Below are 16857 nucleotides of genomic sequence, written 5' to 3' on the forward strand. Positions count from 1 at the left end.
GGTGTTCGATCTCGTGAGACCCGGTGTCGACTTTGCCGCGTTGCGCCGGGAGCGCGAGTCGACCGGCAACGTTTTCGCAGTGACCACGGAAGATCTCTACGCCGATGTCGTGCCTTGCCTGAAACGGTTGCGCGAAGCCGGAACTCCGGTCGGCATCGCGGGGAATCACCCCGTCGAAACGGAACACGCGCTCCGCGCACTCGGCGTGCCGGCCGATATCGTCGCGTCGTCCGTATCCTGGGGTGTCGAAAAACCGGACACACGCTTTTCGAGCCCATGATTGCCGAATCGAACGGGCTCGATCCGTCGCAGATCACCTACGTCGGCGATCGGTTCGACAACGATGTCGAACCGGCGCGGCAGGCAGGCATGGTTTCGGTGTTTTCGCGGCGCGACCGGTGGCACAGATCCAGAGTCGCACTCGGGACGGTTTTCGACCCCGACCCACGTCATAGACGATCTTTCTTCACTACCGGGTGTGTCGCGCGGGATCCAAGCACTCACCGACCTCCGCGCGCTAGTTTCCACATCAGGTGCTTCCCAACTTCGCGCCGGAATCGCTTACCGGCGCGCAGCCCGCATCGCGGCTCAAGGTAAACCCGCAGCCCCGTAACCCACCGCACAAACCTGGCCACTTCGACCGCACCATCCCGCCAACGCGGCACACCGTTTGCTCGCCAGTCCCCCGAATCGCCAAACGAGATTCCGCCCAAACCCCCACCCAGCCAGCCTTCCCCCGCCCAACCCCCAAATCCCGTGGCCGATTTTGTCACCACATGGGCCGGATATGACAATAAGAATCGCCTGCCCTAGGATTACGATGCCTTACGTCGTCGCCCGGGCCTGAGCCGGTTTTCCCGCCACTCGCCCCGTAGCGCCCCACATACCCCGTCTGATTGGAACATCGACCATGAGCTATCACGCCCCCGTCAAGGACATGCTGTTCGTGCTGAAGGAACTGGCCGGCATCGACGCCGTTGCGCAGTTGCCGGGCTTCGAGGATGCCGGTTACGACACGGCGCAGGCCGTGCTCGACGAGTCCGCGAAGTTCTGCGGCGAGGTGCTGGCCCCGCTGAACGTCGAAGGCGACCGCAACCCGAGCAGCTGGAAGGACGGCGTCGTGACCGCGACGCCGGGTTTCGGCGAAGCATTCCGCCAGTTCGTCGAAGGCGGCTGGCAGGGCCTGCAGCACCCGTCCGAATACGACGGCCAGGGGCTGCCGAAGCTGATCGCGACGCCGTGCATCGAGATGCTGAACGCGTCGAACCTGTCGTTCGCGCTCTGTCCGCTGCTCACCGACGGCGCGATCGAAGCGCTGCTGACGGCGGGCACCGACGAGCAGAAGCAACGCTACGTGCCGAAGCTGATCTCGGGCGAATGGACCGGCACGATGAACCTGACCGAGCCGCAGGCCGGCTCCGACCTCGCACTGGTGCGCTCGCGCGCCGAGCCGCAGGGCGACGGCACGTACAAGGTGTTCGGCACGAAGATCTTCATCACGTGGGGCGAGCACGACATGGCGGACAACATCGTCCACCTGGTGCTGGCGCGCACGCCGAACGCGCCGGAAGGCGTGAAGGGCATCTCGCTGTTCATCGTGCCGAAGTTCATGGTCAACGACGACGGCTCGCTCGGCGCACGCAACGACGTGCACTGCGTGTCGATCGAGCACAAGCTCGGGATCAAGGCGAGCCCGACGGCGGTGCTGCAGTACGGCGACCACGGCGGCGCGATCGGCTACCTGGTCGGCGAGGAAAACCGCGGCCTCGAATACATGTTCATCATGATGAACGCGGCGCGCTTCGGCGTCGGGATGCAGGGGATCGGCGTGGCCGACCGCGCCTACCAGAAGGCCGCGGAATTCGCGAAGGAACGCGTGCAGAGCCGCCCGGTGGACGGTTCGGCCAAGCAGTCGGTGACGATCATCCATCACCCGGACGTGCGCCGCATGCTCGGCACGATGCGTGCGCTGACCGAAGGCGCGCGGGCGCTGGCCTACGTGGCCGCCGCGCACAGCGACATTGCCCACCGCCATTCGGACGAGGCGACGCGGGCCCGTCATCAGGCAATCTACGAGTATCTGGTGCCGGTCGTGAAGGGCTGGAGCACGGAGATGGTGAACGACGTGGCGAGCCTGGGCGTGCAGGTGCACGGCGGGATGGGCTTCATCGAGGAGACGGGCGCGGCGCAGTATTACCGCGATGCCCGTATCCTGGCGATCTATGAAGGCACGACGGCAATCCAGGCGAACGACCTGGTGGGCCGCAAGACGATGCGCGACGGCGGCGCGGTGGCGAAGGCGCTGATCGCGGAGATCGGCGACACGGTCGCGGCGCTGGGCAAGCTGGACGGCGCGGCGGCTGCGTCGGTGAAGGCGCAGCTGGAGAAGGGCGCGAAGGCGCTGTCGTCGGTGGTCGATTACGTGGTGGCGAACGCGAAGCAGGACCCGAACGCGGTGTTCGCGGGCAGCGTGCCGTACCTGAAGCTGGCGGGCGTGGTGCTGTGCGGGTGGCAGATGGGCCGCGCGCTGGTGGCGGCGCACGCGAACCGCGCGAGCGACCCGGCCTTCTTCGATGCGAAGATCGCGATCGCGCAATGCTATGCGGAACACGTGCTGGTGCAGGCAGGCGCATTCGAAGCGTCGATCGTCGGCACGAAGGGCAACGAGGGCGTGCTCGCGTTGACGGAAGACCAGTTCTGACCGCTGAAGGTCGGGACGCAGGAGGAGACAGGATTTTGACCACACAGGACTTGCTCGCGCAGTACGGCCCGCGCGAATCGATGGAATACGACGTCGTGATCGTTGGCGGCGGCCCCGCCGGGCTGTCGGCGGCGATCCGGCTCAAGCAGCTGGCCGCCGAGAAAGGCACCGAGATCGGCGTGTGCGTGCTCGAGAAAGGTTCCGAGATCGGCGCGCACATCCTGTCGGGCGCGGTGATGGACCCGCGCGCGATCAACGAACTGTTCCCCGACTGGAAGGAACGCGGTGCACCGCTCGACGTCGAGGTGACGGAAGACCGCTTCCTGTTCCTGTCCGAGAAGAGCGCGGTCACCACGCCGAACTGGGCGCTGCCCGCCAACTTCCAGAACCACGGCAACTACGTCATTTCGCTGGGCAACGTCACGCGCTGGCTGGGGGCACAGGCCGAAGCGCTCGGTGTCGAGATCTTCCCCGGCTTCCCGGCCGCAGAGATCCTGTACAACGACGACGGCTCCGTGAAGGGCGTCGCGACCGGCAACATGGGCGTGGGCAAGGACGGCGAGCCGACCGAGAACTTCCAGCTCGGCATGGAGCTGCACGCGAAGTACACGCTGTTCGCCGAAGGTTGCCGCGGCCACCTCGGCCGCCAGCTGATCTCGAAGTTCAAGCTCGACGCGAACGCGGATCCGCAGGCCTACGGGATCGGCATCAAGGAGCTGTGGGAGATCGATCCGGCCAAGCACAAGCCGGGCCTCGTGATCCACACGGCCGGCTGGCCGCTGAAGTCGGATACGTACGGCGGCTCGTTCCTGTATCACATGGACAACAACCAGGTCGTGGTCGGCTTCGTGGTGGGCCTCGGCTACACGAACCCGTACCTGTCGCCGTTCGAGGAATTCCAGCGCTACAAGACGCACCCGTCGATCCGCGCGTTCCTGGAAGGCGGCAAGCGCGTGTCGTACGGCGCACGCGCGATCACGGCCGGCGGGCTGCTGTCGCTGCCGAAGACGGTGTTCCCGGGCGGCGCGCTGATCGGCGACGACGCAGGCTTCCTGAACGCGTCGCGGATCAAGGGCAGCCACGCGGCGATCAAGACCGGCATGCTGGCGGCCGACGCCGCATTCGACGCGGTGCAGGCCGGCCGCCAGAGCGACGAGCTCAACGCGTACCCGGACGCCTTCAAGCAGTCGTGGCTGTACACGGAGCTGTATCGCGCGCGCAACTTCAAGCAGTGGATGGCCAAGGGGCTGTACCTCGGCACGCTGATGGTCGGGCTCGAGCAGAAGGTGATGGGCGGCAACGTGCCGTGGACGCTGCACCACAAGCATGCGGACCACGAAATGTTGAAGCCGGCGTCGCAATGCCAGCCGATCGAGTATCCGAAGCCGGACGGCAAGCTGACGTTCGACCGGCTCTCGTCGGTATTCATCTCGAACACGAACCACGAAGAGAACCAGCCGGCGCACCTGACGCTGAAGGATGCGAGCGTGCCGGTGAACGTGAACCTGCGTACGTACGCGGGGCCGGAGGCACGTTTCTGCCCGGCGGCCGTGTATGAGTTCGTGAAGAACGACGACGGCAGCGATCGCCTGGTGATCAACGCGCAGAACTGCGTGCACTGCAAGACCTGCGACATCAAGGACCCGACGCAGAACATCGTGTGGGTCACGCCGGAAGGCGGCGGCGGGCCGAATTACCCGAACATGTAACGTAACGCATCCCCGCGCCTGCGGGCGCGAACGAACCGGAGTGAGACGATGAGCAATGCAGCGAAAGAAGTCGTGGTAGTGAGCGGTGTTCGTACCGCGATCGGTGATTTCGGCGGCAGCCTGAAGGATTTCTCGCCGACCGACCTCGGTGCGAAGGTGGTCGCCGAAGTGCTGTCGCGTGCGAACGTGCCGGGCGACGCAGTCGGGCATGTCGTGTTCGGGCACGTCGTGAACACCGAGCCGAAGGACATGTATCTCGCGCGCGTCGCGGCGATCAATGGCGGCGTGGCGCAGCACACGCCCGCACTGACCGTGAACCGCCTGTGCGGTTCGGGCCTGCAGGCGATCGTGTCGGCCGCGCAGACGATCATGCTCGGCGACGCCGACATCGCGATCGGCGGCGGCTCGGAAAGCATGAGCCGCGCCCCGTACACCGTGCCGGCCGCGCGCTTCGGCCAGCGCATGGGTGACGGCAAGCTCGTCGACATGATGCTCGGCGCGCTGCATGACCCGTTCCAGACGATCCACATGGGCGTGACGGCGGAGAACGTCGCGGCGAAGTACGGCATCTCGCGCGACGCGCAGGATGCGCTGGCGCTCGAATCGCATCGTCGCGCGGCGCGCGCGATCGCGGAAGGGCGCTTCAAGGATCAGATCCTGCCGGTCTCGATCCGCACGAAGAAGGGTGAAGTGGCGTTCGACACGGACGAGCACGTGCGCCTCGAAGCCAGCGCGGATGATTTCACGAAGCTGAAGCCGGTGTTCCAGAAGGAGAACGGCACCGTGACGGCCGGCAACGCATCGGGCATCAACGATGCGGCCGCGGCCGTGCTGATGATGAGCGCGGACGCCGCGCGCGCGCAGGGCGTGAAGCCGCTCGCCCGCCTCGTCGCATATGCGCACGCGGGTGTCGATCCGGCGTACATGGGCATCGGCCCGGTGCCGGCCACGCAGAAGGCGCTCGAACGCGCGGGCCTGAAGATCAGCGATCTCGACGTGATCGAGGCGAACGAGGCGTTCGCGGCCCAGGCATGCGCGGTCACGCAGGAACTCGGCCTCGATCCGGCGAAGGTCAACCCGAACGGCTCGGGCATCTCGCTCGGCCACCCGATCGGTGCGACCGGCGCGCTGATCACGGTCAAGGCGCTGTACGAGCTGAAGCGCATCGGCGGGCGTTACGCGCTCGTGACGATGTGTATCGGCGGCGGCCAGGGGATTGCTGCGATCTTCGAGAACATCTGATAATCGAACGCTCAGCACCCGAACACACAGGAAATTTCATGGCCATCGAAATCGTCGGCGTCGTGGGCGCCGGAACCATGGGCAACGGCATCGCGCAGACCGCCGCCGTTGCGGGTCTCAACGTCGTGATGATCGACGTCAGCGACGCGGCGCTCGAGAAGGGCATCGCGACGCTGAAGGGCAGCCTCGAGCGGCTCGTGTCGAAGGACAAGCTCGACGCCGCCACGCGCGATGCGGCGCTTGCGCGCATCACGACGTCGACCGACTACGCGAAGCTCGCAGCGGCCGATATCGTGATCGAAGCGGCGACCGAGAACGTCGAGCTGAAGGGCCGCATCCTGAAGCAGATCGAGGCCGTCGCGCGGCCTGAAGCGATCATCGCGACCAACACGTCGTCGATCTCGATCACCGCGCTCGCGGCGCCGCTCGCCGATCCGGCGCGCTTCGTCGGCATGCACTTCTTCAACCCGGTGCCGCTGATGCCGCTCGTCGAGATCATCCGCGGGCTGCAGACGAGTGACGCGACCGCGTCGGCGGTGCGCGAGCTGACCGAGCGTTTCGACAAGTCGCCGATCGGCGTGCGCAATTCGCCGGGCTTCGTCGTGAACCGGATTCTCGTGCCGATGATCAACGAGGCGTTCTTCGTGCTGGCGGAAGGCATCGCGTCGGCCGAGGAGATCGACGCGGGGATGAAGCTCGGCGCGAACCACCCGATCGGCCCGCTCGCGCTGGCCGACCTCGTCGGCCTCGACGTGTGCCTCGCGGTGATGGACGTGTTCGTGAAGGACTTCGGCGATCCGAAGTATCGTGCATGCCCGCTGCTGCGCGAGATGGTGACGGCCGGCAGGCTCGGGCGGAAGACGGGGCGTGGGGTGTACGACTACAGCAAGTAAGCAGAAGGCTGGAAAGGCTTCAACGCGGGTGGTGAGTCGTGCCGGATGGTGTAATTCATCCGGTGCGGCTCGCCACCCGCGTTTTTCATTTTTGGAAGTGGCTCGCCGAATACTGTCTGCTGGTTGGATTATTTCGAAAATCGATTTTAATCGTTAAATAATTAAGTCAATTAACGTGGAGTTATCTTTCATATCGATTAAATTGACGTTTCAATATGTAATGTTATATCGTGATTGCCCAAAAACAACCGAGAGAAAATAAAGTGGCAATAAACGAGGGGCTTCAAAAAAGATGCCGCTGGTCGGCCATCGTCGCGTGGTCGGTATTCGCCGGACTGGCCGGCGCCGCATCGGCCAATACCGAGCCGGCGCAGCAGACGCAACCCAGGCAGGCGCGCATGCCTCGCGTGCCGCAGAATCTGCCGGTGTCGCCCGAGCAGGCGCAGTACAACCTGCCGCTCAGCGAACAGGATCGCGCGGCGCTGACCCGGCCCTCGCCGCTCAAGCAGCCGGCCACGCGCAGCAAGCGCAGCACGTCGGGCGCCGATTGCCGCGACATGTCGGTGATGACCCAGTATCGCGGGGCGGCACTCGCCGATTACATCGCGAATCTTCCCGATTACGAATGCCATTACGGCCTGTTCTCGGTCGATAAAGCGCAGGCTACGCAGATATTCAATGCCGAAAACGTACACGCTGTCGCGGGTCGTTTCGTGCAGGAAATCTATCAATACGATGCGAGCAATTTGATCCTGGTCAATTTGCTGATTTATCTGCGTGCCGCTTATTACCAATATGATGTATCGGCCATCACGAACCCGATTCCGAATCTCGCGGTGTCGCTGCGCCCGTATATCAAGCAAAGCCTGGAGGGTGATGCGCTCTATCGCGACAATTCGCGTGCGCCGAGCACCGCGAACGAGCTGATGAAGCTCATCACGAACATGCGGGACGAAGCGTACTACCTGCCGACGCTGAAGAACCGCATCGCGTCCTACACCGTGAGCGCGGCGAATCCGCAGGCAGCGGCGCCGTTGCTGCAGCGCAGTGCGGCGGGCGGCTTCACCGGCTTGCTCACGGTGTTCTTCTACGCGCACCAGCGCAGCGGCGCGCAACCGATGCTCGACAGCGATGCGACGCTCCCGGAGACGCTCAACCGCTTCGTCACCGCGAACCGCGCGAGCCTGTCGAACACGAGCGCCGCCTATCAACTGGCCGACGCGGCGCGCGAAACGTTTCGCTTCCTCCGTTATCCGACGCAGAAGCCGCGTGTGAAGAAAATGATCCAGGACATGCTGGCGTCGACGAGCATGACGGGCGCGGACAGCGACCTCTGGCTCGCGGCGGCGGAAGCGGTCGACTACGGCGATTCGGGCAACTGCGCGGACTACGGCACGTGCGACTACAAGAAGCGGCTGACCGACGCGGTGCTCTCGCATCGCTACGCATGCAATGCGGGCGTGCGCATTCTCGCGCAGGACATGACGATGCCGCAGCTGCAGTCGGTCTGCACGGCGGTCGCGCGGCAGGACGACTACTTCCACCGGATGATGAAGACCGGGCGCAAGCCGGTCGCGGGCGATCGCAACGACACGATCGAACTCGTCATTTTCGATGACTACGCGAACTATCGAAAATACGCGTCGGTGATCTACGGCATCAGCACCGACAACGGCGGCATGTATCTCGAGGGCGATCCGTCCGCGCCGGGCAATCAGGCGCGCTTCATCGCGCACGAGGCATCGTGGCTGCGGCCCGAGTTCAAGGTGTGGAATCTCGAGCACGAGTTCACGCACTATCTCGACGGCCGCTACGACATGGCGGGCGACTTCTCGGTGAGCACCGCGAAGCCGACCGTGTGGTGGATCGAAGGTGTCGCCGAGTATCTGTCGAGAAAGAACGACAACCCGGAGTCGATCGACGCGGTGCGCACGGGCGCGTACCGGTTCTCGGACGTGCTCGGCACGCGTTACACGTCGAGCGACTACGTCACGCGCGCGTACCGGTGGGGCTACATGGCGACGCGCTTCATGTTCGAGCGCCATCGCGCGGACGTCGACACGATCGTGTCACGCTTCCGGGTGGGCGATTACGACGGGTACGCAAACCATGTCGCTTACATCGGCAATCGCTACGATACCGAGTTCGCCGACTGGGCGCGCAGCGCGACGACGGCGGGCGAGCCGCCGGTGCCGGCGAAGCGCTGACCGGCACGGGCCGGCGCCGCGTGATCGGATGCCGGCCTTCGATCGTCACCTCCGTTCTGCCCGGGTGCTCCGCGCTGGCTTGCGCGAACGGTTGCGCTGCTCCGATGTCAGTCACGCGCCGTCGGCATCGCGCGCGTCTATCGCGCGCCTTTCTTCCATCGTCGGGTTCACGTTCACGCAGCTGGTGGTGCATTTGCCGCTGGTGATCTTCATGCTCTGGGCGCTTGCGAGCACGCTCAGCTACCATCCGCCCGTCATGCAGTGACGAAGGTCGGGCTTGCTTGCCGCCGGCGGAACGCGTATCCGGCAGGCGCGGCGTGAAGTCGGTACCGGCCGCGTACTGCGTTGGACACGACTACGCGCCCAGCACCGACAGATCGCGCGGCAGCGCACGCTTGAACATCGCGAGAATCTGCTGCGCCGCCTTCGGCGGCAGTGTGATCGCATGGCGCACGGCCGCCGCGATCTGGATCATCATCAGCTCGGCGAATGTGCTCCGTTGCGCATGCGGAATATCGGGCGCCACTTCGCCCAGCGCATCCGCGAACAACCCCGCCAGAAACTCACCGTCTGCCCGGTCGAGTGCCTGCAGCGCGCGGTCGGCCTGCGTGGCCCGCCAGATGTCGCGCATCAGCGGCTCGTCGACGAACATCCGGTAGTAGCTGTCCGTGATGCGGGCGAGCGTGGCGTGCAGGTCGTCGAGCGTCTGCATCGTCGCGAGGTCGCGTCGCACGCAGACGTGTCCGGCTTCGTTGTAGCGCTCCGCAAGCGTGCCGATCACGGCCGCCTTGTCCGGAAAGTACTGGTACAGCGAGCCGAACGAGATGCCCGTGCGTTCGACGATGTCGCTCATCCGGAACGCATCGCAGCCTTTCTCGATCATCACTTCCGACGCGCACGCGAGGATGCGCTCGAACCGCTCGCGGCTGCGCTGCTGCGTCGGCACCAGCCGCGCGCGCGCCGGCGCATCCGCCGTGTCCGCCGTTGTTGCGGGCCCGTCGTTCTGCCCCGATTTTTGTCGGCCCATGCCGCCTCCAGAAAAACTTGACGTTGCTAATGCGAGAGTCTATCGTGTTTTAGAAACGCGAGAAATTCTCGCATTTTAGCCAAAGGAGACGGTCATGTCGGCACTTCCCACCCTCATCGTCGGCGGTTCGGGCAAGACGGGCGCCCGCGTCGATGCCCGGCTGCGTGCGCGCGGCATCGCGACCCGCCCCGTGTCGCGCACGTCGGCCGTCCGCTTCGACTGGACGGCGTCCGACACGTGGCCGGTCGCGCTCGACGGTGTGTCGGCCGCGTACGTGACCTATCAGCCCGACCTGGCCGTCGAAGGCGCGGTGGATGTGATCGCCGCATTCGCGCGGCTTGCGCGGGAGCGCGGTGTCGAGCGGGTCGTGCTGCTGTCCGGGCGCGGCGAGCCCCGCGCGCAGGCCGCCGAGGCCGCGCTGCAGGCGTCGGGCGTGGGTTGGGGCGTGGTGCGCGCGAGCTGGTTCAACCAGAACTTCTCCGAGGGCTACCTGATCGACGGCGTGCTGGCCGGTGAAGTCGCGCTGCCGGCCGGCGCGGTGCGCGAGCCGTTCGTCGACGCGGACGACATCGCGGACGTCGCCGTGGCCGCGCTCACCGATGCGCGCTTCGCGAACCGCGTGATCGAGGTCACGGGGCCGCGCGCGCTGACGTTCGCCGAAGCGGTCGCCGAAATCGCACGGGCTGCTGGCCGGCCGGTCGTCTATCGCGAGATTCAGGCCGATGCGTTCGTCGCCGGATTGCGCGAGGCGGGCGTGCCGGAGCCGGTCGTCGCGCTGCTCGACGATCTGTTCGGCGTGGTGCTCGACGGGCGCAACAGCGCGGTGACGCACGGTATCGAAGCGACGCTCGGGCGGCCGGCGCGCGATTTCGCCGACTATGCGCGCGCGACGGCCGCCACCGGCGTGTGGAGCGCACGATCATGATCGCGTTCGCGACCGCCGCCTTGCTGTGGGGCTCGGCCATCGGCTGCGGGCTGATGGCCGGCGTGTATTTCGCGTTCTCGACGTTCGTGATGACGTCGCTCGGACGGATCGCGCCGCAGGCCGGCGTGGCCGCGATGAACGCGATCAACGTCGACATCGTGCGCTCGCCGTTCATGCCGCTGTTCCTCGTCACGACGCTGATGGCGCTTGCCCTAGTCGTGCTCGCGCTGTTCGATCGCGAGCAGCCGGGCGCGATGCTGGCGGTCGCCGGCGGCGTGCTGTACGTGGTCGGGATGTTCGCGGTGACGATGGCCGTCAACGTGCCGCTCAACGATGCGCTCGCCGCGGCCGATCCGTCGACCGCGCAGGGCGCGGCGCTGTGGACGCGTTACGTGCACGACTGGACGATGTGGAATCACGTGCGCACGGTGGCGTCGGCCGCCGCGTGCGTGTGCTTCATCGGGGGGATCGCGGCGCGCTAGCGGCGGGCGTCATGCGGTGGGCGCGGCCTGTGCGGGCAACCGGCATTCGACGAACGCGCCGCACAAGAACCTGCCCTACGCATAAAACGCCGACGGCGACACGCCGAAATGCCGCTTGAACATCGCGGAGAACGCGCTCTGGCTGCTGTAGCCGTGATCCATCGCGACGGTCAGTACCTTCTCGCCGTGCGCGAGGCGCTTGAGCGCGAGCAGCAGCCGCGCCTGTTCGCGCCAGCGGCGGAAGCTGAGCCCCGTCTCGCGCCGGAACGCGCGATGGAGCGTGCGGACCGACAGCCCGAGCCGGTCGGCCCATTCGGCGATCGTGCGCAGGTCGTCGGGCGCGGCGACGAGCGCGTCGCAGATCGTGCGCAGGCGCGGGTCGTGCGGCCACGGCAGGTACAGCGGCAGCAGCGGCGCGACCGTCACCTCGGCGAGCAGCAGGTGCATCAGGTGGTCGTGGCGCGAGCCCGGCGCATAGTCGAGCGGCACGTCCACCGCGGCGAGGATCAGCTCGCGCAGCAGCGGATGCACTTCCACGACGCAGCTCCGCGCGGGCAGGTGCTCGACCGCGCCCGGCTCGACGAACACGGTGCGCATCTGCACGTCGCCGCTCATCTGCACCGTGTGGTCGAGACCGGCTTCGAGCCACACGCCGCGCGTCGGCGGCACGACCCACGACGCGCCTTCGGACTGCACGTGCATCACGCCCTCGATCGCATAGAGCAGCTGCGCGCGGCGATGCCGGTGCGGCGCGATCGACGTGCCGTGCGCGTACGTCGCCGCCATCGCCGAGACGGGCATCGGCGTCGATTCGAAGCGCAGGTGGGCACCGGGCGGAGTGGACTCGAGTGTCCGATTGGCGACAAGTCGTGACATTTTGGCGTGAGACAGGCAGGTGGACGGGCGGGCACGATGGCGTTCCCATCCACGCCAACCCCCTGCCAGGATATTAATCCGTCGAATGCGATGAACAAGTCTCCTTTTCTGTTTCCCTTCTGCGCGATCGCGCTGTGGGCCGGCAACGTGGTCGTGTCGAAACTGTCGGCGTCGACGATCGACCCGTCGGCGATCACCTTCTACCGGCTGCTGCTCGCCGTCGCGCTGATGAGCGTGTTCACGCTGCGCCCCGCGTGGCGCAATCGCGCCGCGCTCGTCGCGCACTTGCCGAAGCTTGTAGTGCTCGGCTTTCTCGCGATGGCGCTGTTCCAGAGCCTGTCCTACGAGGCCGCGAAAACGACCAGCGCGACCAACATGGCGATCATCACGGCGCTCGTGCCGCTGATGACGATGGCGCTCAGCTCGCTGCTGCTCGGTGATCCGCCCAGCGTCGGCATGATCGGCGGCGGGGTGCTGTCGCTCGCGGGCGTCGTCTACCTGATTGCCGAAGGGCACCCGACGACGATCGCCGCGCGCGGCGTGCATACGGGCGACCTGCTGATGCTGGCCGCGTCGGCCGCCTATGCGCTGTACGGTGTGCTGCTCAAGCGCTGGCGCATCGGTGCGCTGCCGGCGTGGCAGTCGACCTACGTGCAGGCGCTCGCCGCGCTCGTCTTCATGGTGCCGATGCTGCTGCGCTTGCCCGCGCAGGCGGCGTGGCCGACGCGTGCGAGCGTGCCGCTGATCCTGTATGCCGGGGTGCTGGCGTCGGTGGTGCTGCCGTATCTGTGGATGCAGGGCGTGCGGCTGCTCGGCCCGAGCCGGTGCGCGATGTTCATGAACCTGCTGCCGGTGATGACCGCCGGCGGCGCGATCGTGCTGCTCGGCGAATCGCTGAAGCTGTATCACCTGATCGGCGGCGGCGTGGCGCTCGTCGGCGTGGCGATCGCGCAGCGGTTTCCGTTCCAGGCGAGCGCATCGCAAGGGGCGCGGCAATGAGCGGCGATCGCGACATGCAGCACCTGATGGCCGCGCTGCCGGACGCGCTTGCATCCGTGGAGGGCCCCGCGCTCGCGCAGCAGCTCGAACGGATCGCGATCGCGCTCGAAGCACTGGCGGGCACCGGCCAGCCGGCACCCGTCGACTTCGACGCGGCCGTTGCATTCCGCTGGCGCGGCTTCGACGGCGGGCCGCGAGCGGCGCCGCTCGAACCGGTCGCGGCGCCCGCGCTCATCGCGTTCGATGCGCTGCGCAACGTCGAGCGGCAGGTGGCGATCGTCGAGCGGAACACGCGGCAGTTCGTGCGCGGCTTCGCGGCCAATCACGTGCTGTTGACCGGCGCGCGCGGCACCGGGAAGTCGTCGATCGTGAAGGCGTGCCTGCACGCGTTCGCGCCGCACGGGCTGCGGCTGATCGAGGTCGGCAAGGAGCAGTTGAGCGACCTGCCGGCGATCGTCGAGCTGGTGCGGGCGCGGCCGGAACGATATATCGTGTTCTGCGACGACCTGTCGTTCGAGGCGGGCGAGACCGGCTACAAGGAACTGAAGACGGTGCTCGACGGCTCGGTCGCGAGCGACCTGTCGAACGTGCTGGTGTACGCGACGTCCAATCGCCGCCACCTGATGCCCGAGCAGGCGAGCGACAACGCGAACGTGTCGCGCGCGGAGAACGGCGAGCTGCATCCGGGTGACGCGGTGGAGGAGAAGATTTCGTTGTCCGAGCGATTCGGGATCTGGGTGACGTTTTACGGGTTCACGCAGGACGCGTATCTGGCGGTGGTCGACAGCCGGCTGAGCGAAGCCGGGTTCGATACGGAGCAGATTCGTGCGGCGCGCGAACCGGCGCTGCAGTGGGCGCTGGAACGCGGTGCGCGGTCGGGGCGGATTGCCGTGCAGTTCGTGCGGGATTACATCGGGCGGATGGCGGACGAAGGTGACGCGGATGAAAGCGCCCGCGCATTGCGAGCGGGTTGAGTGGGGCGTTACAAGACCCGCTCCGACAACACCCTGAACGCGACGTCCGGCACGACGAAGCACAGCGGTTCGCCGGTCGCGCCGATGCGCGCGAGGAATTCGCCGCCGCCCACCGGTTCGACCGGTTTCAGCGGCCGAACCGCGTCGACATCGATCGGCAGGTCGATCGACGCATGCGCGAGGCGGTCGCAGTCCGCGACATGCGCGACGGCCGCGTGCTGCAGCGACAGGTAAGCGACGGCGTCGCGCCAGCTTTCGAAGAACGGCGCGAATGCCTCGGGTAGCGTGGCGTCATCCGACATCGCCGCCGAGCAATGAAAATCGGGCGCGCTCCCGCTACCGCCCGACAGCCGCGTCCGATACCGTCCATCCTGCACTGCATGCGTGAAGCGCTCGGCGAGATGCGACGGCAGCGCATCGCTGAAGAGTCGGCTGCCGAGTGCATAGAGCGGATGGTCAAACACGTTCTTGACGAACAGCACCGTGCGATCGGCCGGCACACCACCCGGCAGCGCATCGACGTAAAGCCGCCAGTTGCTTTGCAACGGCGACGGGAATACGCGCCGCAGCGGGCCCGCGATACGCGGGCCGAAATGGCGGTGCGCATAGGTGAGGATCGTGAACGGCGTGCGGCCGTCGCGGCTCGCGAGCGTGACGCCGTGCGGCACCAGATGCGCGACCGCCGCGACATCGACGAGCCACGTGCAGTACACGACGTTCTCGACCTCGCTCGCGAGCTGCAGGAATGGTAGGCGCGACAGCAGCGCGCGGCGTGTGCGCAGCAGCGGGCGACTCGCGACGAGCCGGTTGACGAGGCGGCCGACGGGGCCGGCGGACGGGGAAACGAAGGCGTTGTCCTGGAGCATGAGCGGCATTGTGCCGGTGGCGCGGGGCGAGGGGAAGAGGTGCTGTTCGCGCTCGTCGAAATGGCCGGTTTATGTCGTCGCCGAGGCGCGCCCGAAAGTTCGGCATCGTGGTGCGCTTCTCGGGATTCGCGAAGACTTCCGCGCGACGCGCGCGAATCTCGAAGCGCTTCGGTTCAGTAGCCACTTATATCTATGTTCGGGATAGCGATATTTATCTTGAAAGGTGGCGCACGGGTGCAACTTTGCATCTCGACTCGTCATTCTGCCGAGTATTTTTTGAGATGGTCTTTGCGGATAGCATGCCTTCCATTGCGGACGGTCGTGTTTCGCGGAATGGGATTGAAGGAAGCCGCGCTGGGAACGAACGTTGTCTGCTCCAGCATCTGCGTTGTTTCAATCGAGATTGGAGAATCAGCGCAAATTCGCCGATTGCGCCCCGGTGAAAGGAGCCGGAGCTGTGCGCTAGCCGAGACGAGGAAGTCATGTATTCACCCGCGCAGTCCCGTGTTGTGTCGATATCCGGCGTTGCGCTACCCGAATTTGCCGGGCAGCTGATTCTTCTGCCGATCAAACCTCTTGGCGATGAAACACTTGACAAGCTTTCTGCGGTCGCGCTCGAGCTCAGTACGCTGAGCGTGCCGGCGCTATCCGTCTACAAGGAGCGTGATCGTGTCTGGTCCGAAAAGCTGCTTGGTACCGATCTGATCATTTCGAGTGCGCCGGACCGACCACGCCCGACGTGCGTACCCCCGGTTTCGTATAGCGGGCGCGCTTCGCCGCCGGCTTCCGCATCGCATTCCCCCCAATTCCTGAATTTCTTCTCGATTTCTCGCCATGACCGGATCTTCGACTGCTGTCGCTCCCCGTCCCCCGCAGTTGGCTGTCGCACCGCTGAACACCATTCACCCGGAAGACATTGCTGCCGCCTCACGCAAGTTTGATCAGTGGCTGCGGGAGATCAGCGGCGGCGTCGTCACACTGGAACGGGTGAGTAACGTCGCGCAGGGGCTGCCGGTGATCGGTAACGTCATTGCCCTGGTGAGCGTGGCGCTGGGCGTGAAGGCGTTGTACGGCAAGCCGAATGCCGATGCGATGGACTGGGTGGACATCGGTATTGACCTGATCGGCGTCATTCCTGTACCGCCGACTCTGGCAGCGGCTCGCATGAGCCTCAGGCCGATGCTGGTAGAGGCGCGCCGTGAGCTGGCAGTCCAGTTGAAAGCGGCGGCAAAGGGTGCGGTGAAAGTCGAAGCCAACGACGTGCTGGTCGGGCTGCTGGCGTCGCATCTGAATGCGACCATCGTCGGGGACCTGGAAAAATTCGTGCAGGAGGCGCAGGTTCGACTGGACGCGATGCTCAAGGACGCGGGCGAGTTGCTGGAAAAAATGCTGCTGGACATGGCCCACGGCATGAAGAAGGCGGCGTTGGGTCAGTTGAACGCAGACGGCAATGCGGCGTTGGCGGCCAAGGAGGCGACTCAGGCCGCGGAGATTTTTGTCCGCGACCCGGAGGCCAGCCTCAAGAAGGGGCTTTGGTCGATGTATCACGCGATCAAGGCGAGTGTTGAAACGGTCTCCAACGAGGTGGTGAACGTCACCACGACCAAACAGCAGCGGGAGCAGATGGCCGCTGACGTCGACCGGAAAATTCGAGAACTCGCCGGGATGTGCAAGAGGGCACTGGTCACACTCGCCGATCCACGCATCGGTGCAATCGCCAAACTGCTGACCTTGCTGCTGGCGGTGGTTCAAGCCTCTCGAAAGAAGCATGCCCGCAAGGGCCAGGGCGCCAACGTCCCTGAAAACAGGCGTGGTCAGGCTTCCAAAAACCATGGCCAGGGCGCCGTCGACGGTATTCCCGTGCAGGCGGGAGCCAGACAGGATGGCGGCTGCAAGGAGTGTGCAGGGACCATCGGCAGTATCAGCTTCGCACGCGGCGCCGAGCGTATCGATCAC

At 65.9% G+C, this 16857-nt stretch carries 15 protein-coding genes and 1 pseudogene; 13 read left to right on the forward strand and 3 right to left on the reverse strand.

Annotated features, from left to right (window positions below; translation table 11 throughout):
* Position 1: 1 nt before the first annotated feature.
* The 8 genes from CFB39_RS37375 (at position 2) to CFB39_RS39940 (ending at position 9017) form a co-directional block, all read left to right on the forward strand.
* Positions 2-280, forward strand: coding sequence for a hypothetical protein (locus CFB39_RS37375; RefSeq protein ID WP_089476807.1), 279 nt, complete (start codon positions 2-4; stop codon positions 278-280).
* Entirely contained in the window at positions 277-597 is a 321-nt protein-coding gene (locus CFB39_RS41310) for an HAD hydrolase-like protein (RefSeq protein WP_144030377.1), read from the forward strand. Before CFB39_RS37375 ends, CFB39_RS41310 begins: the two co-directional genes overlap by 4 nt.
* Positions 598-910: 313 nt before the next feature.
* Positions 911-2701, forward strand: a complete 1791-nt coding sequence (locus tag CFB39_RS37380) for an acyl-CoA dehydrogenase (RefSeq protein ID WP_089429492.1) — start codon at positions 911-913, stop codon at positions 2699-2701.
* 80 nt (positions 2702-2781) lie between these two features.
* The gene (locus CFB39_RS37385) at positions 2782-4410 is read left to right on the forward strand and encodes an electron transfer flavoprotein-ubiquinone oxidoreductase (protein WP_373452770.1); all 1629 of its coding nucleotides are present in this window, start codon (positions 2782-2784) and stop codon (positions 4408-4410) included.
* A 48-nt stretch (positions 4411-4458) separates the two neighbouring features.
* Positions 4459-5652 carry a beta-ketothiolase BktB gene (gene bktB / locus CFB39_RS37390; protein ID WP_089476809.1) on the forward strand — a complete coding sequence of 398 codons (1194 nt, stop codon included), beginning with the start codon at positions 4459-4461 and terminating at the stop codon, positions 5650-5652.
* Positions 5653-5690: 38 nt separating this feature from the next.
* Entirely contained in the window at positions 5691-6545 is an 855-nt protein-coding gene (locus CFB39_RS37395) for a 3-hydroxybutyryl-CoA dehydrogenase (protein ID WP_089429495.1), read from the forward strand.
* Between the two features lie 263 nt (positions 6546-6808).
* Entirely contained in the window at positions 6809-8752 is a 1944-nt protein-coding gene (locus CFB39_RS37400) for a collagenase (RefSeq protein WP_373452768.1), read from the forward strand.
* 28 nt (positions 8753-8780) lie between these two features.
* A complete protein-coding gene (locus CFB39_RS39940; protein WP_144030378.1) occupies positions 8781-9017 on the forward strand; it encodes a hypothetical protein in 237 nt (78 codons plus the stop codon).
* A 90-nt stretch (positions 9018-9107) separates the two neighbouring features.
* Here CFB39_RS39940 and CFB39_RS37405 read toward each other — a convergent pair whose 3' ends face one another.
* Positions 9108-9779 carry a TetR family transcriptional regulator gene (locus tag CFB39_RS37405; protein ID WP_089476810.1) on the reverse strand — a complete coding sequence of 224 codons (672 nt, stop codon included), beginning with the start codon at positions 9777-9779 and terminating at the stop codon, positions 9108-9110.
* A gap of 94 nt (positions 9780-9873) precedes the next feature.
* Between CFB39_RS37405 and CFB39_RS37410 the strand changes: the two genes are divergently transcribed.
* Both CFB39_RS37410 and CFB39_RS37415 read left to right on the forward strand, forming a co-directional pair.
* Positions 9874-10704 (forward strand): NmrA family transcriptional regulator, encoded by an 831-nt coding sequence (locus CFB39_RS37410; protein ID WP_089476811.1) that lies wholly within the window; start codon positions 9874-9876, stop codon positions 10702-10704.
* Positions 10701-11186, forward strand: a complete 486-nt coding sequence (locus CFB39_RS37415; protein ID WP_089476812.1) for a DUF1772 domain-containing protein — start codon at positions 10701-10703, stop codon at positions 11184-11186. The genes CFB39_RS37410 and CFB39_RS37415 overlap by 4 nt, the downstream gene beginning before the upstream one ends.
* 75 nt (positions 11187-11261) lie before the next feature.
* On the opposite strand, the gene CFB39_RS37420 is transcribed toward CFB39_RS37415, so the two are convergent.
* Positions 11262-12062, reverse strand: coding sequence for a helix-turn-helix transcriptional regulator (locus CFB39_RS37420; protein ID WP_089429498.1), 801 nt, complete (start codon positions 12060-12062; stop codon positions 11262-11264).
* 90 nt (positions 12063-12152) lie between these two features.
* On the opposite strand from CFB39_RS37420, the gene CFB39_RS37425 reads away from it, so the two are divergent.
* Positions 12153-13061, forward strand: a complete 909-nt coding sequence (locus CFB39_RS37425; protein WP_089476813.1) for a DMT family transporter — start codon at positions 12153-12155, stop codon at positions 13059-13061.
* Positions 13062-13087: 26 nt separating this feature from the next.
* Positions 13088-14035, forward strand: coding sequence for an ATP-binding protein (locus tag CFB39_RS37430; RefSeq protein WP_373452771.1), 948 nt, complete (start codon positions 13088-13090; stop codon positions 14033-14035).
* Positions 14036-14043: 8 nt separating this feature from the next.
* Here CFB39_RS37430 and CFB39_RS37435 read toward each other — a convergent pair whose 3' ends face one another.
* Positions 14044-14910, reverse strand: a complete 867-nt coding sequence (locus tag CFB39_RS37435) for a DUF2071 domain-containing protein (protein ID WP_089476815.1) — start codon at positions 14908-14910, stop codon at positions 14044-14046.
* 825 nt (positions 14911-15735) lie between these two features.
* On the opposite strand from CFB39_RS37435, the pseudogene CFB39_RS37440 reads away from it, so the two are divergent.
* Positions 15736-16857, forward strand: a pseudogene (locus CFB39_RS37440) (RHS repeat protein); the annotation flags it as partial.

It is taken from the genome of Burkholderia sp. AU6039 (assembly GCF_002223365.1).
Lineage (GTDB): Bacteria > Pseudomonadota > Gammaproteobacteria > Burkholderiales > Burkholderiaceae > Burkholderia.